This window comes from Streptomyces rubellomurinus, from assembly GCF_000961885.1.
GTDB classification, from domain to species: domain Bacteria; phylum Actinomycetota; class Actinomycetes; order Streptomycetales; family Streptomycetaceae; genus Kitasatospora; species Kitasatospora rubellomurina.
The window spans coordinates 1-20,617 of sequence record NZ_JZKH01000115.1 but is presented as its reverse complement, the minus strand read 5'-3'; the positions used below and the strand labels follow the sequence as shown (position 1 = coordinate 20,617).

19 protein-coding genes and 1 pseudogene are annotated in these 20,617 nt (G+C 74.0%); 12 read left to right on the top strand and 8 right to left on the bottom strand.

All coding sequences use genetic code 11. The features are described from left to right. Positions 1-15: 15 nt before the first annotated feature. Positions 16-378: pseudogene (locus VM95_RS40890) on the bottom strand (ATP-binding protein); the annotation flags it as partial. Between VM95_RS40890 and VM95_RS33790 the strand changes: the two are divergent. Together VM95_RS33790 and VM95_RS33785 are read left to right on the top strand one after the other, a co-directional pair. Continuing rightward, positions 265-1,383, top strand: a complete 1,119-nt coding sequence (locus VM95_RS33790; RefSeq protein WP_482260485.1) for an NsdA family TPR-like regulatory protein — start codon at positions 265-267, stop codon at positions 1,381-1,383. The pseudogene VM95_RS40890 and the gene VM95_RS33790 sit on opposite strands and share 114 nt — an antisense overlap. Positions 1,384-1,399: 16 nt before the next feature. Further along, positions 1,400-1,945 carry a GNAT family N-acetyltransferase gene (locus VM95_RS33785; RefSeq protein ID WP_052707735.1) on the top strand — a complete coding sequence of 182 codons (546 nt, stop codon included), beginning with the start codon at positions 1,400-1,402 and terminating at the stop codon, positions 1,943-1,945. 6 nt (positions 1,946-1,951) lie between these two features. Here VM95_RS33785 and hrpB read toward each other — a convergent pair whose 3' ends face one another. Together hrpB and VM95_RS33775 are read right to left on the bottom strand one after the other, a co-directional pair. Further along, positions 1,952-4,462, bottom strand: coding sequence for an ATP-dependent helicase HrpB (hrpB, locus tag VM95_RS33780; RefSeq protein ID WP_045704216.1), 2,511 nt, complete (start codon positions 4,460-4,462; stop codon positions 1,952-1,954). Between the two features lies 1 nt (position 4,463). Further along, on the bottom strand, positions 4,464-5,318 hold the full coding sequence (locus VM95_RS33775) for a class I SAM-dependent methyltransferase (RefSeq protein WP_107073179.1): 855 nt from the start codon (positions 5,316-5,318) through the stop codon (positions 4,464-4,466). A gap of 414 nt (positions 5,319-5,732) precedes the next feature. On the opposite strand from VM95_RS33775, the gene rpsA reads away from it, so the two are divergent. Continuing rightward, a complete protein-coding gene (gene rpsA, locus VM95_RS33770; protein WP_031068978.1) occupies positions 5,733-7,223 on the top strand; it encodes a 30S ribosomal protein S1 in 1,491 nt (496 codons plus the stop codon). 196 nt (positions 7,224-7,419) lie between these two features. Beyond that, entirely contained in the window at positions 7,420-9,621 is a 2,202-nt protein-coding gene (locus VM95_RS33765; RefSeq protein WP_052706712.1) for an MMPL family transporter, read from the top strand. On the opposite strand, the gene VM95_RS33760 is transcribed toward VM95_RS33765, so the two are convergent. Beyond that, positions 9,604-10,041 carry a MarR family winged helix-turn-helix transcriptional regulator gene (locus VM95_RS33760; RefSeq protein ID WP_045704213.1) on the bottom strand — a complete coding sequence of 146 codons (438 nt, stop codon included), beginning with the start codon at positions 10,039-10,041 and terminating at the stop codon, positions 9,604-9,606. The genes VM95_RS33765 and VM95_RS33760 overlap by 18 nt on opposite strands. Before the next feature lie 61 nt (positions 10,042-10,102). On the opposite strand from VM95_RS33760, the gene VM95_RS33755 reads away from it, so the two are divergent. Then, positions 10,103-10,753: an MBL fold metallo-hydrolase gene (locus VM95_RS33755; RefSeq protein ID WP_045704211.1), complete on the top strand. Its 651-nt coding sequence runs from the start codon at positions 10,103-10,105 to the stop codon at positions 10,751-10,753. Between the two features lie 107 nt (positions 10,754-10,860). Further along, positions 10,861-11,460, top strand: coding sequence for a dephospho-CoA kinase (gene coaE, locus VM95_RS33750; RefSeq protein WP_045704209.1), 600 nt, complete (start codon positions 10,861-10,863; stop codon positions 11,458-11,460). A 57-nt stretch (positions 11,461-11,517) separates the two neighbouring features. Here coaE and VM95_RS33745 read toward each other — a convergent pair whose 3' ends face one another. Then, positions 11,518-12,714, bottom strand: coding sequence for a sensor histidine kinase (locus tag VM95_RS33745; protein ID WP_052707734.1), 1,197 nt, complete (start codon positions 12,712-12,714; stop codon positions 11,518-11,520). A gap of 168 nt (positions 12,715-12,882) precedes the next feature. On the opposite strand from VM95_RS33745, the gene VM95_RS33740 reads away from it, so the two are divergent. Then, positions 12,883-13,413, top strand: coding sequence for a GNAT family N-acetyltransferase (locus VM95_RS33740; RefSeq protein ID WP_045704207.1), 531 nt, complete (start codon positions 12,883-12,885; stop codon positions 13,411-13,413). A gap of 59 nt (positions 13,414-13,472) precedes the next feature. Here the strand turns inward: VM95_RS33740 and VM95_RS33735 are convergent, their stop codons facing one another. Next, entirely contained in the window at positions 13,473-14,219 is a 747-nt protein-coding gene (locus tag VM95_RS33735; protein WP_045704205.1) for a CTP synthase C-terminal region-related (seleno)protein, read from the bottom strand. A gap of 70 nt (positions 14,220-14,289) precedes the next feature. Here VM95_RS33735 and VM95_RS33730 point away from each other — a divergent pair, with 70 nt between their 5' ends. Together VM95_RS33730 and VM95_RS33725 are read left to right on the top strand one after the other, a co-directional pair. Then, positions 14,290-15,192: a LysR family transcriptional regulator gene (locus VM95_RS33730; RefSeq protein WP_045704203.1), complete on the top strand. Its 903-nt coding sequence runs from the start codon at positions 14,290-14,292 to the stop codon at positions 15,190-15,192. Between the two features lie 460 nt (positions 15,193-15,652). Beyond that, the gene (locus VM95_RS33725) at positions 15,653-16,213 is read left to right on the top strand and encodes a hypothetical protein (protein ID WP_341846043.1); all 561 of its coding nucleotides are present in this window, start codon (positions 15,653-15,655) and stop codon (positions 16,211-16,213) included. A 170-nt stretch (positions 16,214-16,383) separates the two neighbouring features. Here the strand turns inward: VM95_RS33725 and VM95_RS33720 are convergent, their stop codons facing one another. Further along, positions 16,384-17,214 (bottom strand): hypothetical protein, encoded by an 831-nt coding sequence (locus VM95_RS33720; protein WP_045704201.1) that lies wholly within the window; start codon positions 17,212-17,214, stop codon positions 16,384-16,386. A gap of 366 nt (positions 17,215-17,580) precedes the next feature. Further along, the gene (locus tag VM95_RS33715; protein WP_045704199.1) at positions 17,581-18,840 is read right to left on the bottom strand and encodes an alpha/beta hydrolase; all 1,260 of its coding nucleotides are present in this window, start codon (positions 18,838-18,840) and stop codon (positions 17,581-17,583) included. 239 nt (positions 18,841-19,079) lie between these two features. Here VM95_RS33715 and VM95_RS33710 point away from each other — a divergent pair, with 239 nt between their 5' ends. The 3 genes from VM95_RS33710 to VM95_RS33700 all read left to right on the top strand — a co-directional run bounded on the left by VM95_RS33710 (position 19,080) and on the right by VM95_RS33700 (position 20,615). Further along, positions 19,080-19,415: a cupin domain-containing protein gene (locus VM95_RS33710; RefSeq protein WP_045704197.1), complete on the top strand. Its 336-nt coding sequence runs from the start codon at positions 19,080-19,082 to the stop codon at positions 19,413-19,415. 113 nt (positions 19,416-19,528) lie between these two features. After that, the gene (locus VM95_RS33705) at positions 19,529-19,975 is read left to right on the top strand and encodes a hypothetical protein (RefSeq protein ID WP_045704195.1); all 447 of its coding nucleotides are present in this window, start codon (positions 19,529-19,531) and stop codon (positions 19,973-19,975) included. A gap of 106 nt (positions 19,976-20,081) precedes the next feature. Continuing rightward, on the top strand, positions 20,082-20,615 hold the full coding sequence (locus VM95_RS33700) for a GNAT family N-acetyltransferase (protein WP_045704193.1): 534 nt from the start codon (positions 20,082-20,084) through the stop codon (positions 20,613-20,615). The last annotated feature ends 2 nt before the right edge of the window (positions 20,616-20,617 follow it).

The window sequence follows — 20,617 nt, the reverse complement described above, 5'->3', positions numbered from 1 at the left end:
GGGGGGCTTCCTCTCTCAGGCCGCGACTGCGGTGGTGGGGGCGACCAGGGCCCAGACAAACTTGCCGATGCCGCCCACGCGGGGGCAGCAACCCCAGCGGGTGGAGAGCTCGTTGACGAGGAACAGCCTGCGCCCGCGCTCGTCGCAGAGGGAGGCCGAGCGCAGGGCCGGTCGGCCGCTGCCGGCGTCGTGGACCTCGAGGCGCAGGAGGCCGTTGGTGAGGGCGAAGCGGATCTCGATGCGGCGGTCGTCGGGCGCGTCGGAGTGCTGGACGGCGTTGGCGAACAGCTCCCCGAGAAGGAGCTCGGCCACGTCGGCGTAGCGGTCCCCGGAGGGCAGGGCCGAGAGGTACGCACGGAGCAACTGCCGCGCGAGGCGCGCCGATTCGAGGCAGGAGTCGAGCCGCGCGGCGAACGCGCGGGGGCGGGGGCTGCCGCGACCGGCAACCTGCTGAGCTTCGCGTTTGCCCCGCTCCCATCCGCTGGCCGGATCGGGATGAGCGACGTCGGGCGCATCCGCGAGAGCATCGACCAACTGCATGCCGTTGACGACGCCTTCGGTGGTCAGCAACTCGCCGATGTCGCCGAGAACTACGTACGCCAGATCGAGAGCGCCATGAGCCGGTGCCTGTACGGGCCGAACGTGGAGAAGGCCCTCTACCAGGTGCTCGGCGAACTGCACGCGTCCGCCGGTTGGTTCGCGTTCGACAGTGGCGACCAGGACCGGGCCGGACGCAACTTCGACGCCGGTCTTCGCGGCGCGCTGTTGGCCGGTGACCGGATGCTTCAGGCTCGGATCTGGTCGTACATGTCTCGCCAGTCGTGGGAGCTCGGTCGGGCGATGGAGACGGTGACGATCGCCCGCGCGGCACTGGACGCCACCCGCAGTAGCCGCGACGCACGCCTGTCAGCGCTGCTGCACGGCCGGATGGCGCTCGGGTACGCCGCCGGCGGCGAGGCTTCGCGCACCGGTGTGGCGCTCGCGCGGGCCGAAGCATGCTTGGATCGGGCTGGCGCCAGCGCGCCTGCGTGGCTCGCATTCGTCGGCCCTGGGGAACTACTTGGCGCCGCCGCGATGGCCCACATGGACCTGAGGCTGCCGGAGAAGGCGGTCGAGCAGGAAGAACAAGGCATGGCGCTGCTTGATCCGAAGTTCCAGCGCAACCGGTTCGCCAAGCTTGTGCACCTCACGGAATGCCACTACGCGGCCGACCGGCCGGAGCAGGCCGTCGACAGCGCCGGGCAGGCGCTTGACCTGTGGCAGGCGGTGAACTGCCCCCGGTGGGCCGTGCGGCTCGGTCGGTTCCGGGACCATGTGGCCGACGCCGGTCTTCCTGAGGCAGACGGGTTCGTTGAACGCTATGACGTGCTGACCGCCACCTGAGAGGGGCTGACCGATCGTGGACGCCGCGACGCTGACCGTCACGTACTACCGGGCCGAGGACTTCGAGCAGATCGCGCCGCAGCTGATCGAGGTGTACGCCGAGGTGTACGAGCGCGAGGCTGCCGATGACCCGTTCTTCACTGTGGAGCGGTTCACCGAGCGGCTACGGGCGCATGCGAGTCGGCCCCGATGGGGATGCGCGTTCGGTGATGTGGACGGCGAACCGGTCGGCTACGCCTACGGCTTCGCGCGCACCGCGTCCTACGACTGGCACGGCCTGATCACCCCGGCCCCGGCCGACCAGTTGGTGGAGACGGATACCAGGACGTTCGCGCTGTGCGAGGTGATGGTCCGGGCGCCGTGGCGCGGGACGGGGATCGCCCACACACTCCACGAAGAGCTCATGTCCCACCGGGTCGAGGAACGCTCACACCTGCTGGTCGAACAGGAGCACCCGAGGGTGCGCGCTTTGTACGAGCGGTGGGGTTACGTGCCGATGGGCGTCATGCAGCCGTACCCGGACTCGCCCCGGTACGACTCGCTGATTCGTCCGCTGGTCTGACCGCTGCTACTTCCGGGCGTTGGTGCGGCGGGTGGGCTCGGCTGTGGTCGGGTCTTCGGGCCAGGGGTGGCGGGGGTAGCGGCCTCTCAAATCTGCGCGGACGGCGCGGTAGCCGTTGTGCCAGAAGGACTCCAGGTCGCTGGTGACGGCGGCGGGGCGGCCTGCGGGGGAGAGGAGGTGGATGGTCAGCGGGACGCGGCCTCCGGCCAGTTTGGGCGCGGCTACCCAGCCGAAGAGTTCTTGCAACTTGACGGCCAGGACCGGGCGTTCGGTGGTGTAGTCCACCCGTATCTTCGACCCGCTCGGGACGGTGATGCGTTCGGGGGCGAGTTCGTCGAGGCGGCCTGCTTCTCCGGTGGACCAGGGGAGTAGGCGCTGGAGGGCGGACGTCGTATCGATCCTGGCGAGGTCGGATCGGCGGCGGGCGCGGGAGAGTTCGGGTTCCAGCCACTCGTCGGCGTGGGCCACCAACGCGGCATCGCTGACGTCGGGCCAGGGGGTGCCGATTGCCGCGTGGAGGAAGGCGAGGCGTTCGCGTAGACCGGACGGGAAGGTCAGCAGGGTGCTGACGCCCTCGCGGGTGAGGCCTTCGAGGAGAGCAGCCCGGACGAGCACAGGATCAGGGCGGTTGAGGGGCTTCTCGGCGAGTTCGATCGCGCCGAGCAACTCGACCTGGCGGGAGACGACTTCCCCCCGCCGGGTATCCCAGTGGACCTCCTCGCGGGAGGCCAGCAGTGGCGCACCGGCGAGGCGGGCGGTGTCCTCGTCCAGGGCAGCCGCGTGCAGCACCCGGGCGGAGTGCGAACCCGCCGGGCGGTCGGCGACGGCGACCGCCAGCCAGGGCAGCGCGCCGAGGCGGGTGTCCGGGGCGAGTTCGGCAGCCGTCCCCGAGGCCATCAGGTACGGGCTGCGCTCGCCTGGTGCGGGCCGCTCGACCCGGGCGCGGGCGATGCGTTCGGGGAAGGCGAGGGCGACGACCAACCCGGCGGCGGTCGGGTCGGGGAGGTCGGTGGCGGGCGAGGAGCCGGCGGCGCGTTCGAGGCGGCGGACTTCGTCGCGCCAGCGCCCGGCGTACGGGTCGCCGGACGAGCGGACGAGCCGCCACACCGCGCCGAGGTCGTCGCCGAGGGCGCGCGGCGGCTCTTCGGAGAGCAGCGCGACGACTTCGGCCGCCCGCCGCGCACCCACGGCAGCCGCCCCGTCGAGCAGCGCCCTCCCCAGCCGGGGGTGGAGCCCCGTACGGGCGAGGCGGACGCCGCGCGGCGTCGCCCGGCCGTCCGCGTCCACCGCGCCGAGGGCCTGCAAGGTCTGCCGGGCGGCGGCCATCGCCCCCGCCGGGGGCCGGTCGGGCAGGGCGAGCCCGGTGGCGTCCGGGTCGCCCCAGCACGCCGCCTGGAGGGCGAAGGACGTCAGGTCCGCGAGGGCGATCTCGGGCGTCGGGAACCGGGCCGCCCGGGCGTCCTCGGCCTCGTGCCAGCAGCGGTACACCGTGCCCGGCGCCTCGCGCCCGGCGCGCCCGGCGCGCTGGCGGGCGGCGGCGAGGGAGGCCCGTACGGTGACGAGCCCGGCGAGCCCCCGGGCGTGGTCGGTGCGCGGCTCGCGGGCGAGCCCGGCGTCCACCACGACCCGGACGCCGGGGACGGTGAGGGAGGACTCGGCGACGGCGGTGGCCAACACCACCCGTCGCGAGGAACCAGGGGAGAGCGCGGCGTCCTGGACGTCCTGCGGCGCGCGGCCGTGCAGTTGCAGCACGTCCACCGGCAGCCCCGCCAACTGCCCTGCCACCCGGGCGATTTCGCCCACCCCCGGCAGGAAGCAGAGCACGTCCCCGTCCCGCTCGCCCAGCGCCCGCCGCACCACGGAGGCCACGTGGTCGAGCAGCGCCGGGTCGACCCGCGTCCCGTGCGCGGGCCGGACGGCGCGCGGCGGCGGCGCCCACACGGCCTCGACCGGGTGGGACACCCCGTGCGCCTCCACCACCGGTGCCCCGTCGAGGAGTTCGGCCCAGGCCTCGGTGTCGGAGGTGGCCGAGGCGCAGACCAGCCGCAGTTCGGGCCGCAGTGCCGCCCGGACGTCCAGCAGGAAGGCCAGCGCGGTGTCGGCGTCCAGGTGGCGTTCGTGGCACTCGTCGAGGACGACGACGTCCACCCCGGCCAACTCCTGGTCGCGCTGCAGCCGTTGCAGCAGCACCCCGGTGGTGACGACCTCGACGACGGTCGAAGGCCCGACGCGCCGGTCCCCGCGCACGGTGTAGCCGACCTCGCGGCCCACGGACGAGCCGAGCAGCCAGGCCATCCGCCGGGCGGCGGCCCGGACGGCGAGCCGGCGCGGCTCGGCGACCAGCACCCGCCGTACCGGGGCGCCGGGGTCGAGCAGCCCGGCCAGCGCCAGCGGCACCAGCGTGGTCTTGCCGGTGCCGGGAGGCGCGGCGAGGACGGCCGCGCCGTGCCCGTCCAGGGCGCGGTGCAGTTCGGGCAGGGCGGTGCGGACGGGCAGGTCGCCCCACAGCGGAGGCACGTCAGCCCCGTTCGGCGACGAAGATCGCGGTGCCGGGGATGTGCCGCCCGCGCAGCGGGGACCAGCCTCCCCACTCCTGCTCCAGGTCGGCCGGCCACTCGGGCTCGACCAGATCGACCAGCCGGAACCCGGCGGCGACGAGCTCGCGGACCCGGTCGCCGAGGGTGCGGTGGTGCTCGACGTAGCTGGCGCGCCCCTGCTCGTCCTCCTCGACGTACGGGGTGCGGTCGAAGTAGGAGGCCACCGCCGTCAGGCCCTCGACGCCGGGCTCGTCGGGGAAGGCCCAGCGGATCGGGTGGGTGACGGAGAAGACCCAGCGCCCGCCGGGCCGCAGCACCCGGTGCACCTCGCGCATCAGCTTCTCGGTGTCGGCGCTGAACGGCACGGCGCCGTACGCGGAGCAGGCGAGGTCGAAGGACCCGGCGGCGAACGGCAGGACGGCGGCGTCGGCCTGGACGACGGGGACGGGCGCGGCGCCGCGGGCGAGGTCGATGCGCAGCGAGTGCTGGAGCTGGCGGTGCGAGATGTCGAGGGCGACGGGCCGGGCGCCCTGGGCGGCGAGCCAGCGGGAGCACTGGGCGGCGCCGGCGCCGATCTCCAGCACGTCCTTGCCGGTGACGTCGCCGAGGAGGCGGGCGTCGGCCTCGTCGAGGCCCTCGGGGCACCAGGTGAAGCGGTCGTCGCCGAGGAACTCGCCGTGCTCGTCCTGGTATTCGTCGGCGTTGCGGTCCCACCAGTGCCGGCTCGCGCGGCTGCTCTCACCCGCTCCGGCCTGGCGCCTTACCGCGTCGTCGCCGGCGTCGTCAAGATCGTGGAGCTCGGACTGGGGGGTGGTGGCCACGGTGATAATGCCCATCGCGTAGGGTGTCGACTGCGGAAGCGCCGCTGCCGCGACCCGGCCCGTGAGGGCCCGTGTCCTGGTGGTGGCATCCGGGGAAGGGTCCCTGCGGGGCGCCGCCGCGAGGCGCGCTCTCGGAGGATATGGCCTGATCCGTACCGGGCTCCACCGTCTTGCCGACCTTGGCGTTGACCGTGCCCGGCCGTCCCCGTATGCTACAAGTTGCGCTGCGGGCCTGCGCGCCTCGGACGGAGCAGGTCGCGCTCGCATCTGTCGAAGACCCCACGGTCGCAAGACGGACGCCGATTTCTCGTTGCTACGGGAATCCCGGTGCGCCGTGTTCTTGGCTGTCCGGCTTTCGGTGGGAGCGATACGGGCCCTCCGCGTGGCATTACCTACGACTTTCATGTCCGTACCGGAGCCCTTTTCCTAATGACGAGCCCCACCGACTCCTCCCTCAGCACCACCCCGCAGGTCGCGGTCAACGACATCGGCGACGCGGAGGCCTTCCTCGCCGCCATCGACGAGACCATCAAGTACTTCAACGATGGCGACATCGTCGAGGGCGTCATCGTGAAGGTCGACCGTGACGAGGTCCTCCTCGACATCGGTTACAAGACCGAGGGCGTCATCCCGTCCCGCGAGCTCTCGATCAAGCACGACGTTGACCCGCACGAGGTCGTCGCCGTCGGTGACAACATCGAGGCCCTGGTTCTCCAGAAGGAGGACAAGGAGGGTCGTCTCATCCTGTCCAAGAAGCGCGCTCAGTACGAGCGTGCCTGGGGCACGATCGAGAAGATCAAGGAAGAGGACGGCATCGTCACCGGTACCGTCATCGAGGTCGTCAAGGGTGGTCTCATCCTCGACATCGGCCTCCGCGGCTTCCTCCCCGCCTCGCTCGTCGAGATGCGTCGCGTCCGCGACCTCCAGCCCTACGTGGGCAAGGAGCTCGAGGCCAAGATCATCGAGCTGGACAAGAACCGCAACAACGTGGTCCTGTCCCGCCGTGCCTGGCTGGAGCAGACCCAGAGCGAGGTCCGCCAGACCTTCCTCACCACCCTGCAGAAGGGCCAGGTGCGCTCCGGCGTCGTCTCCTCGATCGTCAACTTCGGTGCCTTCGTGGACCTGGGTGGCGTCGACGGCCTGGTGCACGTCTCCGAGCTGTCCTGGAAGCACATCGACCACCCGTCCGAGGTTGTCGAGGTCGGCCAGGAGGTCACCGTCGAGGTTCTCGACGTTGACATGGACCGCGAGCGCGTCTCCCTGTCGCTGAAGGCGACCCAGGAGGACCCGTGGCAGCAGTTCGCCCGTACCCACCAGATCGGCCAGGTCGTTCCGGGTAAGGTCACCAAGCTGGTTCCGTTCGGTGCGTTCGTCCGCGTGGACGAGGGCATCGAGGGTCTGGTCCACATCTCCGAGCTGGCCGAGCGCCACGTCGAGATCCCGGAGCAGGTCGTCCAGGTCGGCGACGAGATCTTCGTCAAGGTCATCGACATCGACCTCGAGCGTCGCCGCATCAGCCTGTCGCTGAAGCAGGCCAACGAGGCCCTGGGTGCCAACCCGGCCGAGGTCGAGTTCGACCCGACCCTGTACGGCATGGCCGCCTCGTACGACGACCAGGGCAACTACATCTACCCGGAGGGCTTCGACCCCGAGGCGAACGACTGGCTGCCCGGCTTCGAGAAGCAGCGTGAGGAGTGGGAGCGCCAGTACGCCGAGGCGCAGACCCGCTTCGAGCAGCACCAGGCCCAGGTCATCAAGAGCCGCGAGGCCGACGCCCAGGCCGCCGAGGAGGGTGGCGACGCCGTCGCCGCCGCCGCGGGTGGCTCCTACTCGTCCAGCAGCGACGAGGGTGCCGGCGCCCTGGCCTCCGACGAGGCCCTGGCCGCCCTGCGCGAGAAGCTGGCCGGTGGCCAGAGCTGAGGCTCTCGCCCCCCGCTAGCTGACAGCTAGGCAATCGGGCCCCATCCGGATTTCCGGATGGGGCCCGATTCGTTTTCCCCTTTGACTTATGTGTCTTTTATGTGTAGGGATTTGTGAGATGGAGCTCATTGCCCCTCTATAGGTTGAACGTCGGGTTTCCCCCACACTGAGGGGAGCTGCCCGAAAGGCTTCCTCCATGCGCAAACCCTCCTCCGCCGCCCCCGCTGCCGTGGGCGGCCGGCTCGCCGCCCTGGGCCGGTTCTGCTTCCGCCACCGCCGCTGGGTGCTCGGCTTCTGGGCCGTCGTCCTGGTCGTCGGCGTGCTGATCGGCGGCCGGGTCTTCGAGGGTTCGGTGGCCGGGGCCTCCTCGGCCAGCGCCGAGGGCGACCGGGGCAGCGCGGTGGTCGCCGCGGCCGATCCGGCCAAGGGCACCGTGACCGCCGTGGTGGACGGCAGGCCGGTGGACGACCCGGCGGTGCGCACCGCCGTAGAGAAGGCCACCACCGAGATCGCCGCCCTGCCCGGCGTCTCCACCGCCCTGGACGCCTACGGCCCCGGCTCCGGCCCGGCCGCGCTGCGCTCCGCGGACGGCACGGCGAGCCTGCTGACCGTACGGATGGCGGACGGCGCCACCGCCGCACAGACCGACGCCGTCACCCACCGGCTCGCGGCCCTGGACGGCGCGGGCGGCGCGCACGTCACGGTCGGTGGGGACCTGGTGCTCCAGCAGGAGGTCAAGAAGCAGACCGAGCGGGACACCCGGGTCGGCGAGATGGTGACCCTGCCGCTCACCCTGATCGTCATGGTGCTGGTGTTCGGCGGGCTGGCGGCCGCCTCGCTGCCGGTGATCGGCGCCGTCGCCTCGGTGGGCGGGGCCCTGCTCGCGATGTTCGGTTTCAGCCGGATCATGGACATCGACACCAGCGTGCTGCCGATCGCCACCGTGCTCGGGCTCGGGCTGTCGATCGACTACGCGCTGCTCATGGTGAATCGTTTCCGCGAGGAGCGCGGCCACGGCGCGGACATCGCCGCCGCCGTCGAACGCACCGCCGCGACCGCCGGGCGCACCGTCGCCTTCTCCGGGCTGACCGTCGCCGTCGCCCTGTCCGGCCTGTTCGTCTTCACCAGCCCGGTGCTCGGCGCGGTCGCCGCCGCCGGGGTGAGCGTGGTGGTGATCGCGGTGGCCGCCGCGCTCACCCTGATCCCCGCGCTGCTCGGCTTCGCGGGCGCCCGGATCAAGGCGCCCGCCGCGCCCGTCCCGGACGAGGGCTTCTTCAGCCGGACCGTCAGACGGGTCCGCAAGCGGGCCGTGCTGGTCGCGCTCGCCTGCGTGGCGGTGCTGATGGCGGCCGGGGCGCCCTTCCTGCACGCCGAGATGCGCAGCTCCGGCGCCGCCGTGCTGCCCGCCTCCTCGGCCGGGCGGCAGGTCGCCGAGACGGTCGACCACCGCTTCCCGCAGGCGGCGGCCGCGCCGATCACCGTGGTGGTGCGGGGCGGGGCCGAGGTGGCGCAGGCGTACGCGGACGACGTGGTCGCCGGGCTCCCCGGGGTGAGCGGCGTGCGGGCGGTGACCCCGGTGAGCGACACGGTGTCGACGGTGGACGTGCTGGTGCCCGGCGACCCGCAGGGCGGCGAGGCCAAGCGGGTGGTGCAGGAGCTGCGGGACCACCGCGGCGGGCTCACCACGTACGTGACGGGCGGCGCGGCCTCGGTGGTCGACTTCCAGGACGAGCTGCTGTCGCGCGGCCCGTGGGCGCTCGGGCTGGTCGCGGCCGGGACGCTGGTGCTGCTGTTCCTGATGACCGGCTCGGTGGTGATGCCGGTCAAGGCGCTGCTGATGAACCTGCTGTCGCTGGGCGCCTCGCTGGGCGCGCTCACCCTGGTGTTCCAGGACGGCTGGTTCAGCGGGCTGCTCGGCTTCAGCCCGGCCGGCGGGCTGGAGACCTTCATCCCGGTGCTGGTGTTCGCCTTCGCGTTCGGGCTGTCGATGGACTACGAGGTGTTCCTGCTCGCCCGGATCAAGGAGCTGCACGCGCGCGGGCACAGCTGTCGCCGGGCGGTGGAGCTGGGCGTCCAGCGCAGCGGTCGGATCATCACCTCGGCGGCGCTGCTGATGGTGATCGTCTTCGCCGGGTTCGCCGCCGGGGACATGCTCATGGTCAAGCAGATGGGCATCGCGCTGGCCGTCGCCGTGGCGGTCGACGCCACCCTGGTGCGCTGCCTGCTGGTGCCGGCCGCCATGAGCCTGTTCGGCGAGTTCAACTGGTGGGCGCCCGGCCCGCTCAAGCGGCTGCACGCGCGCTTCGGGCTGAGCGAGCACGTCGAGCTGCCCGCGCTGCGGCAGCCGGCGATCCCGGCCCAGCGGCCCGAGCTGGTGGGGTCAGCCCAGTCGGCGTAGCAGCTCCACGCTCGCGCGCAGCCGGTCCTGCTCCTCGGGGCTGAGGCGGGCCTCGATGGCGGTGGCGATCCGCTGCTCGCGGCGGGCGCGCTGATCGAGCAGGGCGGTGCGGCCGGCCTCGGTGGCGGCGATCAGCTGCTTGCGGCCGTCGGTGGGGTGGGGCTGCTGGGTGACCAGCCCCGCCTCGGTCATCAGGGCGACGGTGCGGGCCATCGACTGGTGGCGGACGCGTCGCAGCGCGGCGAGTTCGGCGACGGTGCAGGAAAGCTCGTCGCGGACCAGCAGGCCGAGGACGGCGGCCTGGTTCTGCGGCAGCTCGTCGCTCTCGCGCAGGGAGCGGACCAGGGTGCCGAGGGCGGCGCGCAGGTCGGCGGCGAGGTCCAGGGTGTCGGGGCGGGGGTGGGGTGTTCCGGCGGGCATGGGAGAAGTCTATCCGGAATTTCTCCAGCAAAGCTGTACAGCCTTGCTGTAGAGTTCCGGCATGCGAATCACCAAGTTCGGACACGCCTGCGTCCGCATCGAGCACGCCGCCGCCACCGTCCTCGTCGACCCCGGGGCGTTCACCGACCCGGGCGCGCTGGCCGGCGCCGACGCCGTCCTGATCACCCACGAGCACATGGACCACTTCGAGGAGTCCCGGCTGCGCGCCGCGCTGGAGGCCGACCCGGCGCTGCGCGTGTGGACCAACAGCGCCGTCGCCGCCCAGCTGGACGGCGTGGCGCAGCGGGTCTCGGTGGTGGGGGAGGGGGACGCCTTCGAGATCGGCGGGCCCGGCGGGCTCGGCGTCTCCGTGCACGGCGAGTGGCACGCGGTGATCCACCCGGACATCCCGCGCGTGCAGAACATCGGCTTCCTCTTCGATGGCCGGCTCTTCCACCCCGGCGACGCGTTCACCGTGCCGCCGCACGCCGTCGACACCCTGCTGCTGCCGATCGCGGCGCCGTGGAGCAAGGCCGCCGAGGTCGTCGACTACGTCCGGGAGGCGGGCCCGCGCCGGGCCGTGCCCGTCCACGAGGCGGTGCTCAGCCCGATCGGCTTCGCCGTGCAGACCCGGCTGGTCGGGCCCGAGGGGCCGGGGTCCGGGGCGGAGCTGACGGTGCTGGCCGAGGGGGAGAGCCTGGAGCTGGGCTGACGGTCCGGCGGAGGGGGAGAGCCTGGAGCCGGGCTGACGGTGCCGGCCGAGGGGGAGAGCCTGGAGCCGGGCTGACGGCGGCATCCGCCCGCCGGTAGCCTGACGCCATGCTGAAGATCGGACTGACGGGCGGCATCGGCGCGGGCAAGAGCGAGGTGTCCCGGCTGTTCGCCGCCCGGGGCGCGGTGATCGTCGACTCCGACGTGATCGCCCGCGAGGTGGTCGCCCCCGGGACGGCCGGACTCGCCGCCGTGACTGCCGAGTTCGGCCCCCGGGTGCTGCGGGCGGACGGCTCGCTGGACCGCCCCGCCCTCGGGGCGATCGTGTTCGCCGACCCCGAACGCCTCAAGGCGCTGAACGCGATCGTCCACCCGCTGGTGCGCGAGCGCTCCGCCGAACTGGAGGCCGCCGCCGCGCCCGACGCCGTCGTGGTGCACGACGTGCCGCTGCTCGCCGAGAACGGGCTCGCGCCGCTGTACGACCTGATCGTGGTCGTCGACGCCGACGACCGGGTGCGGCTTGACCGGCTGGTACGGCTGCGCGGCATGGCGGAGGAGGAGGCGCTGGCCCGGATGGCCGCGCAGGCCACCCGGGCGGACCGGCTGGCGATCGCCGACCTGGTGATCGACAACAGCGGGCCGCTGGAGGCGCTGGCGCCGCGGGTCGACGAGGTGTGGGCGGAGCTGGCGCGGCGCGCCGCGGGCTGAGCGCCACGCGGCGAGCCCTGTGCGGTGGCCCTGTGCGGTGAGACTGCGCGGTGAGCCCTACGCGCTGAGCGGCAGGCGGGCCCGGACGGCGAAGCCGCCGTCCGGGGTGGGCCCGGCGTCCAGGGTGCCGCCCAGGTCGGCGACGCGGGTGCGCATGCCGTCCAGGCCGTGCCCGCCGGACGGAAGGGCGGGGTGCAGCTCCGGCACGCTCCCGCCGTCGCCGGCCGGGGAGTTGACCACGGCCAGGCGCAGCCCGTCCGGGCCGACCTCGACGGTGACGGCGACCTCGGCGGCCGGCGCGTGCTTGTGCGCGTTGGTCAGTGCCTCCTGCACGATCCGGTAGGCCGCGTACTGCACGGCCGGCTCCGGCTCGGGCTCCGGCCGTTCCCCGACATCGGCGCCGGCCTGCGCATGTGCGTGGGCGCCGGCCAGGGTCAGGCCGACCGCCAGCCCGGCCTGCCGGGACTCCTCCACCAGCGCGGACAGCCCGCGCAGCGACGGCACCTGGTCGTCGGCGGGCGTCAGCACGCCCAGCAGGCCGCGCAGTTCGGTGAGCGCCTGCAGCCCGAGGGCGCGGATCAGCCCCAGCGTCTGCCCCACCGCCGCCGGGTCGCCGGCCCGGGCGACCTGCGCGGCCCCGGCGTGCAGCGTGATCAGCGAGACCCGGTTGGACACCACGTCGTGCATCTCCCGGGCGAGCCGGGCCCGTTCGGCCGCCGCCGCCCGCTCCTCGGCGTGCCGCTGCGCCGCCAGCAGCAGCCGGTTGCGTTCGGCGAGGACGGCGACGGCGCGCACCCGCGCGTGGTTGGTCAGGCCCAGGGCGAGCGGGACGGCGCCGAACACCAGCGGATCCTCCACCACGTCGGCGACGCCGGAGAGGGTGAACAGGTCCCCGACGTCGAACGGCAGCCACAGCCGCAACTCGACGGCCGCCGTCAGCAGGTACAGCAGCGGGCCCGGGCCGCGCCGCGCCGCCACGGTGTACAGGGCGACGGCGAGCGGCAGTTGGCCGCTCGGCAGGGCCAGCAGGACGACCGCCCCCGGCCACCGCAGCCGGAACACCAGGACCAGCGCGCCGAACGCCATCAGACACGCGTTGACCCGCGTCGACCCGGTCGGCCCCACCTCCGGGTGCCGCACGGCCAGCGGCACCAGCATCAGCACCAGACCCGCCGGCCCCAGGGCGCTGAGCACGCGCGGCAGTTGGAACAACACGACCGGTTCGTCGGCCGGTGGGGCGGTGGGCGGGCGCATGGGGGGCATGCTGCCACAGCGCGTGCGGCCCGCACCGGCCGCGGGGCGGTGGACGGGCGCTGGCAGCGCGGTGGCGCACCGGGCCCGGGGGCGCACCCCCGCGCGGACCGGGGGCGAGTGGCCGGGAAAAGGCTGGTCAACGGAGTCCGGAGAGGAGAGCATGACGGGATGAATGATCGTTTCCCCGCCGAAGCCGAACGGCTGGCACAGTACGGAAAGGCCGAACAGGAGCAGATCCTGGGCCCCGGCGACGACCTGTACGGCGTCGCCTACACCGGGCTGAGCTGGCTGCCCAAGGAGATCCACTTCGGGATCCGGGCCGGGGACGGCCGGCTCGTCGCCCACACCGGCCTGCGCGCGCTGCAGCTCACCGTCGGCGGCACCGACCTGGCCGCGATGGGCGTCGGCGGCGTCTGCGTCGCCCCCGACCAGCGCGGCGGCGGCCTCGCCCGGACCGTTGTCAACGCCGCGCTCGACCACGCCCGCGAACTCGGCCACCGCTACGCGCTGCTGTTCTGCCGCCCGGAGAAGACCGGGCTCTACCGCAAGCTCGGCTTCCGCGAGGTCGCCGAGGTCGTCACCGTCGAGCAGCCCGAGGGGCGGCTGGCGGAGATGCCGCTGCGCACCATGTGGTCGCCGCTGGTGGCGGGCGCCGCCTGGCCGGAGGGGCCGGTGCGGCTGCGGTCCCTGCCGATGTGACGCCCCCCCGGCGCCACATCGGCGGGCCGCGTCGGCCGGCCGCATCGTCCGGCCGCGGGTCAGGCCGAGACGGCCCGTTCGGCGTCCGCGTGCCGGGCCTCGTCCGCGTGCCGGACCGCGGCGGCGGCCAGCGCGCGGATCATGGCGTGCGGCCGGGTGCCGTCGCCGGACAGCTCCGGCTGGAACAGCGAGGCCAGGAAGAACGGGTGCTCCGGCAGCTCCAGCAGGCGCGCCTGGCCCGACTCGTCCGTGCCGCTGAAGCGCAGCCCGTGCGCGACCAGCCGGTCCTGGTAGTCCGCGTTCAGCCCGTACGCGCACAGGTAGCGCTCCACGGTGCGGGTGGTGCCGATGACGCGCTCGGCGAGCGTGCCGGGGGTGATCTCGACCGCGCACTCGTGGCCGACCAGCGAGCAGGCGAGCGGCGCGATCACCTGCTCGGGCCGGTCCGGGTGCTCCTCGCCGTGGACGGCCTCGGCCAGGCCGCAGACGTTGTGGGCGAACTCCAGCACCGCGTGCTGGAACCCGGCGCAGGTGCCGAGGAACGGGATGCCCCGCTCGCGGGCCGTCCGGACGGCGGCCAGGGCGCCCGCCTCGCTGCGGTACGGGCTGCCGGGCAGCAGCCAGATCGCGTCGAAGCCGTCGAGCGCGCCGGGCGCACCGGCGTCCTCGGTGGGGATCCAGTAGGCGTCCAGGACGAGCCGGTCCCGCTCGGCGAGGGCGTCGAGCAGGCCGGGGATACGGGTGTGCGAGCGGACGGCGGGGGAGCGGTCGCCGACGAGGGCGACCCGCGGGGTCAGGGAGGTCATGGGGCTATCCTGACCCCCCGTCGTTGATCAGATCCAACGATGATTTCTGAATCCCCGATCAGATGAGTTGATGACCGCCGTGGACCCGCAGCAGCTGCGCACCTTCGTCACCGTCGCCCGCCTCGGCTCCTTCTCCGACGCCGCCCGGGAGCTCGGCTACACCCAGTCCGCCGTCTCCCAGCAGATCGCCGCCCTCGAAGCCGACCTCGGGACCGCCCTGCTGGTCCGCCGCCCGGTCGGCCCGACCGCCGCCGGGCAGCGGCTGCTCGAACACGCCGCGCCGCTGCTCGTCCGGCTCGCGGCGGCGCGCGCCGACGTCGCGCGCCTGGCCGGCGCCCCGAGCGCCCGGCTCGTCCTCGGCGCGACCCCGCTGGCAGTCGGGGCGGAACTGGGGCGCGCACTCGGCGAGGTGCGCCGGGAGTACCCGGGAGCCGAGGTCGAGGTCCGGATCCTCGGCCACGACGCCCTGCCCGCCCAGGTCGCCACCGGCGACCTCGACCTCGCCCTCGTCGACGGCCTCGCCGCCCCCAGCGACCCGCTGCCGCTGCCCGAGGTCGGCCCGCTCACCACCGTCGCCGTCGACGAACGCCCCCTCGCCGTCGCCCTCCCCACCGGCCACCCCCTCGCCGGCCGCACCGGCCTCGCCCTCGCCGACCTCTCCGCCGCCCGCTGGCTCGACGCCCCCGACCTCGCCCCCGGCGCCGCCCGGCTGCGCGCCGCCACCGGCGTCGACGGCTTCCGGCCCGCCGCCCGCTACTGCGGCACCGACCTGCACGGGCTGCTCGCGCTGATCGCCACCGGGCACGGGCTCGCACTGCTGCCCGAGCCGGCGGGTGCGGGCGTGGGTGCGGGTGCGGACGGTGTCGCGTACGTGCCGGTCGCCGCGCCGCGGCTGGTGCACCGGACGGAACTGCTGCACGGCAGCCTGCCGGAGGGGCCGGCCGCGCTGCTGGCGCGGCTGCTGGCGGGGTAGGCGACCCCCCGCTGCCGCCTCCGCTTCGGCGCGGCCGGCGCCTGCCGGCCCTCCCGCCGAGAGAGGAAGCCCGGCACCGCGCCGGTGACCGCCTCCGGGGCGTCCGGCCGCGGGTGTTGGTGCGGGGTCGGCGCGGTGAGGTCCCAAGAGCGGGCGGCCGCCTCGGCGGTGGGCCACAGTCCACCTCGCCCGCGAGCAGCAGCACCGGCCGGGGCAGCGTGGCGAGGCGCCGCCGCAGCGCGTCCGTGCCGAGGGTGTACCCGCGTAGGAATGCTCGCTGACCGGGGGCGAGTGCTGCGCCGCCTCGGCGGCGGCGTGGGTACGGGCGGCGTCGTCCCGGCGGATGTGGAGGGGAAGTCACCAGTCGTTCACGTCCCGGGTCTGACGGTCGGGGCGGGGCCGCTGCTGTCATGGGCACAGTCGCCCGGCAGCAGGCCGGGCCGGCCCAGGAGAGCGCTCCATGATGATCCGTCAGCGTCTCACCGTCGTCGCCGCGGCGACCGCCCTCGGCCTCGCCGTCGCCGGGCTCGCCGGCGGGACGGCGCAGGCCGCCACCGCAAAGCCCAAGCTGCCGGCCAAGTCCGGTGCGGCGGCGAGCTGTTCGCGGGCGCGGCTGCCGCTGCCCGACCCGACCTGCACGCCGGGCGCGTACAACCCGGCCGTCACGCAGGCCACCATCGGCTCGACCATCTGCGTCTCCGGCTGGACCGCCACCGTCCGGCCGCCGGCCAGCTACACCAACGCGCTGAAGACGCAGCAGATCGCGCAGTACGGCTTCTCCGACACCAACCCGGCCGACTACGAGGAGGACCACCTGGTGCCGCTGGAGCTGGGCGGCGCGCCGCGCGACCCGCACAACCTGTGGCCCGAGCCGCGCTACGGCAGCCAGCCGGCGCAGAGCAAGGACCAGGTCGAGAACAAGCTCAAGACCGCGGTGTGCGGGGGCAGAGTGAGCCTCGCGGCCGCGCGCGGCGCGATCGCGAGCGACTGGACGACGGCGCTCAGCCGGCTGGGGCTGTGACCGCTGTGACCGCTGGGGCCGTGACGGCCGACGCGGCGACGGCCGACGCGGCGACGGCTCGGGTCGTGCGGCCGTGACGGCCCGAACGTGAAGCCGGTCGGTCCGTCCGGTCCCCTGTGCCGGACGGGCCGACCGGCCGTCTGTGGGTGGTGCGTCGCCTCGGCGCTGCCTCAGCAGCCGGGCAGGGCCTCGCAGAGCGGGGCCGTCATGCCGGTGCCGACGTACCGGTCCTCGGGCGCCTTCCAGGCGTCCTTCGGCTGGGCGCCGGCCTTCGCGCGGGCGAAGACCGCCAGCTCGCTGACCGAGCCGCCGGCGGCGACCGCGTACTCGTGCAGCGTGACGGTGGTGCCGTCCGGGCCCGGGGCGGTGACGGTGGCCGCGAAGTACGGCGCGTCGTCCGCGCTGGCGACCTTGACGGTCGCGCCCGGCAGCGACTGCCCGCAGTTCTTCACCGCCTCGACCAGGTGCGCGTAGGCGAGGTTGGTGGCCTGCTTGGCCCCGCTGCTGGGGCGCGGGTCACCGTGGTACACGAGGGTCTGCTGGGCCGTCCAGTGCTCGGCGCCGCCCTCGTTGAGCGCGGCCCGCGCGGCGGCCTTGCCGGTGAACAGCCACGCGTCGTCCTTGGCGACGGGGGTGTGGCACAGCTCCATGCCCTTGAAGGTGGCCGCGTCACCGGTGACCGGCTTGGCGACGCGCGCCAGCTCGGCCCAGTGGTATGTCTCGTCCATCGGGATGCTGCGCGCACTCATCCAGGCCGCGGCCGGGATGCTGCCCTTGGGGGCGCCGCCGGTGCCGCCGGTGCCGGTCGCGGTGGGCGCGGCTCCGGTGGTGGCCGGTGCGGCCGTGCCGGTCGCGGTGGGCGCGGCGGTCTTGCCGGCGTCCTGGCCGCCCTTGTCGTCGTTCGGGCCGCAGGCGCTCAGCGCGCCGACGCACAGCAGGGCGACGGCCGTGGTGACGGTGAGCTGACGATTGATCAAGTGTCCGTTGCGGGCACTCGGCATGGCTGTTCCTTCCCCCGTGGTGTGCCGCCGGCCGGCCGTCCGGGCGCCCCGGTGCGGGGGCTGGCCTGGGACGACGGTGGTCTCGACAGCGGTGGAAACCTATGACACCGGACCGCCGGGAGCAAAGCCGAATTCCGCCGGGCCCCGGGATTCGGGCCCGCAGTTGCAGCGGGTTGGTGCCGAAGGTGTGTGCGAGCCGTCGCCTGGTGTGGCGGACCGGCGGTCTACCGGATGGGGCGGATCGCCGCCGCCGGGGCGGGGGTTGGCGGCCGTTCGTGGTCGGCGGCCCGGGGGGTGCGGGGTGCCGGGGTGCCGGATACGACCGGTGGTGCCAAGGATCGCCAAAAGGGCTTGCGCGTCGGGTGGTTACGGGTGGGTGCCCGGGACGCCGAGTTGCTGGGCCAGCCAGGGGAGGGCCTGCGCGAAGCTCGCCGCGCCGGTCTGCCAGGTGTGCTTGCCGGAGCCGACCGCGGTGGTGGTGCGGATGCCGTCCTTCTTCGCGGCGGCGTCGAGGAGCTTCGCCGACTCGATCTGGCCGTGTTCCTCGTCACCCTGGGCGAAGAAGCCGGAGACGCCCTGGTACTTGGGGTGGTGGGCGAGGACGGTCAGCGGGTCGTGGGCGGCCCAGGCGCCGGCGTCGCCGCCGTACAGCTCCTGGACGGTGTGCTCCTTGTCGCCGATGTACGGGCCCTTGTCGCCGGAGAAGTCGCCGAAGTGGGTGAAGACGTCGGGGTGTTCGACGGTCAGGTCGACGGCGCAGGTGCCGCCCATCGACCAGCCGGCGACGCCCCACTTGTGCGGGTCGGTGGCGGCGTTGAAGGTCTTCTTGACGAACGGCGGCACGTCCTTGACGAGGTGGCTCTCGGAGTTGCCGTGCGGGCCGTCCACGCACTCGGTGTCCACCCGGAAGCCGCCGGTGGCGTCGACGAAGACGAGGATCGGGGCGAAGCCGTTGTGCTTGGCGGCGAACTCGTCGGCCGTCCTGACCGCGTTGCCGGAGCGGATCCAGTTGTCGGGCGCGGCGAACTCGCCGCCGATCATCTCCAGGACGGGCAGCTTGGGGCGGCTCTGGCTGCGGAACCAGGCCGGCGGCAGGTACACCAGCTCCTGGCGGTGGGCGAAGCCGCTGGCGGTGTCGGGGATGTCGACCTGGACGATGCGGCCGGTCTTCGTCTTCCCGTGGATGGAGGCGAGTTGGTCGAGGGTGATCTGGTCGGGCAGGGGCTCGCCGGTCAGCTCGCCGATCGCGTCGTCGAGGGTCGGGTAGTAGCCGGTGGCGATGTTGACGCTGTTCGCCGCGCAGAACAGCGCGAGCAGCGCGGCGGGCGGCGCGAGCGCCCGGCGCCACCACCGGGCGCCGCGCCAGCCGAACCCGAGCACGGCCAGGGCGGCGAGGGCGACCCCGCTCCACAGCCAGACGCCGAACGGGATCGGATCGGTGATCCCGGCGAAGGACAGCACGGCCACGGCGATGAGCGCCGTGAGCGCGGCCGCCGTGCCCAGCGCGATCGGCCCCCACCTGGTCAGCCACGCGCGGTCCCGCCGGGCGGCGGAGGCCACCAGCAGGGCGACGGCCAGGAGCTGGACCGTCCACGGGAACCAGCCGTCGAGCAGGGAGACGTTCATGCGGCGGAGGCTAGGGGCGGCGGATGAGAGGCGGGTGAGAGTCTGAGGGGTGGCTGGATGAGAGCTGGGTGAGCCCTGGGAGCCGCTGCGGGGCCCGGCGAGGTATCCGGGCTCGACCACAAATGCACCATCTGCACCAGGGGCACCAGGGGCACCGCGCGTCGCATGGCGGGAAAGTGCCCCACGTTGGCTGCGAAGGCTCTGTCCCGGCTTGGTTCGGGCACGGCACTGTGGCGGGCATGCATCCAGAGATCCTTGCGCAGGAGGGCTACACCTCCGCCTTCGTCGACGACGTCCCGGCCCGTCAGCTGTTCCCCGGGATCCGGCTCCGGACCCTGTGGCAGGGGGCGAACGGCGCCTCCGCCAACGTGGTGCGGCTGGAGGCGGGCGCCACCTGGGAGGGTCGGGACGTCCACGCGCCCGGGCCGGAGGAGGTCTACGTGGTGGACGGCACCTTCAACGACGGGGCGCGCGACTACCCCGCCGGGACGTTCCTGCACGCCCCGGCCGGGTCGTGGCACGTGCCGTCGACCAGCACCGGGTGCACCCTGTTCGTGTTCTACCCGGAGGGCTGACCGCCCCGGACCGTCCCGGACCGTCCCGGACCGCCCGCCGTCCCCGGAACGTGATCGGCGCCCCCCTGCGTGCTAGGTTTGAACGCGTTCAGATTGCTGACGGCAGGGGGGCCATGGTGCTGGTGCCGACGAGCGCCCGACGGCTGGTCGGGGTCGCGGTCGCGGTGTTCGCCGTGCCGTTGCTGCTCACGTTCAGGCCGTCCGGGGTCATTTGGTCCCACGTCGTCCAGGGCGTCGAGCTGCTGAGCGCCGCCGGCTGCGCCGCACCGCTCTGCTTCCGGGACCGCAAGCGGTTCCGGGTCGCCTGCGCGGCGGGCGGGGCGGTGGTCGCGAGCCTGTGGACACCGGCGCTGCTCCTCGGCCTCCTGGCGGCACTGGCCCTCGGCGACTGGGGCTGGCTGCTGACCCACCTGGCCCTGTCCGGCGCCGCGATCGCCGCGCTCATCGCCGCGTTCGAGCGAGCCAAGGGCGCCGACCACGGCCGGCCGGCGGCCGCGATCGGCTGGGCGGCGGGCGCGCTCTCGCTCGGAGCCTGGGCCTGCGTCGCGCTCGGCGCGTAGCGTTCGCGCAGGCAGGCAGGCAGTCCCGGGCCCGGCCCGTCGTCTGATCATCCGTCATGGACTCCGCCATCGGAACCGCCGCGCCCGCACCGGCGTTGGCGTCTGCGTGAACGAGGAAGAGATCACGCTGCGCCCGGTCGCCGAAGCCGACCTTCCGGACCTGGAGCGCCTGGTGGGCGACCCCGGGGCGCTGGGGGAGTACCAGTGGTACGGCTGGAGCGACCCGCGGCGGTTCCGGCGCGAGCTGGCGGAGGACGGGCTGCTCGGCGAGGAGCGGCTGGTGCTGGCCGTCGACGCCGGCGGCGGGTTCGCCGGCTTCGTCGCCGCCCGGAAGGCGGGGGTGCGGAACACCGCGCGGTACTGGAACATCGGCGCCCAGCTGGTGCCCGGCGCACGCGGGCGGGGGATCGGCACCCGGGCCCAACTCCTGCTCGTGGACTACCTGTTCGCGCACAGCCCGGTGATGCGGTTGGAGGCGGACACCGAAGTCGGCAACCTCGCCGAGCAGCGCGCCCTGGAGAAGTGCGGCTTCCTGCGCGAGGGCGTCCAGCGGGCGACGACCTTCCGGGACGGCCAGTGGCGCGACGTGGTCCGCTACGGGCTGCTGCGCACCGACCCGCGCCCGGAGCGGCCGTTGTGATG

Coding starts and splice junctions, on each gene's coding strand:
- VM95_RS33745 (WP_052707734.1), bottom strand. CDS start 12,714: ATGCGCCCGCCCACCGCCCCACCGGCCGACGAACCGGTCGTGTTGTTC.
- VM95_RS33705 (WP_045704195.1), top strand. CDS start 19,529: ATGGTGCTGGTGCCGACGAGCGCCCGACGGCTGGTCGGGGTCGCGGTC.
- VM95_RS33740 (WP_045704207.1), top strand. CDS start 12,883: ATGAATGATCGTTTCCCCGCCGAAGCCGAACGGCTGGCACAGTACGGA.
- VM95_RS33710 (WP_045704197.1), top strand. CDS start 19,080: ATGCATCCAGAGATCCTTGCGCAGGAGGGCTACACCTCCGCCTTCGTC.
- VM95_RS33730 (WP_045704203.1), top strand. CDS start 14,290: ATGACCGCCGTGGACCCGCAGCAGCTGCGCACCTTCGTCACCGTCGCC.
- VM95_RS33715 (WP_045704199.1), bottom strand. CDS start 18,840: ATGAACGTCTCCCTGCTCGACGGCTGGTTCCCGTGGACGGTCCAGCTC.
- VM95_RS33725 (WP_341846043.1), top strand. CDS start 15,653: ATGATGATCCGTCAGCGTCTCACCGTCGTCGCCGCGGCGACCGCCCTC.
- VM95_RS33775 (WP_107073179.1), bottom strand. CDS start 5,318: ATGGGCATTATCACCGTGGCCACCACCCCCCAGTCCGAGCTCCACGAT.
- VM95_RS33735 (WP_045704205.1), bottom strand. CDS start 14,219: ATGACCTCCCTGACCCCGCGGGTCGCCCTCGTCGGCGACCGCTCCCCC.
- rpsA (WP_031068978.1), top strand. CDS start 5,733: ATGACGAGCCCCACCGACTCCTCCCTCAGCACCACCCCGCAGGTCGCG.
- VM95_RS33760 (WP_045704213.1), bottom strand. CDS start 10,041: ATGCCCGCCGGAACACCCCACCCCCGCCCCGACACCCTGGACCTCGCC.
- VM95_RS33755 (WP_045704211.1), top strand. CDS start 10,103: ATGCGAATCACCAAGTTCGGACACGCCTGCGTCCGCATCGAGCACGCC.
- coaE (WP_045704209.1), top strand. CDS start 10,861: ATGCTGAAGATCGGACTGACGGGCGGCATCGGCGCGGGCAAGAGCGAG.
- VM95_RS33765 (WP_052706712.1), top strand. CDS start 7,420: ATGCGCAAACCCTCCTCCGCCGCCCCCGCTGCCGTGGGCGGCCGGCTC.
- VM95_RS33720 (WP_045704201.1), bottom strand. CDS start 17,214: ATGCCGAGTGCCCGCAACGGACACTTGATCAATCGTCAGCTCACCGTC.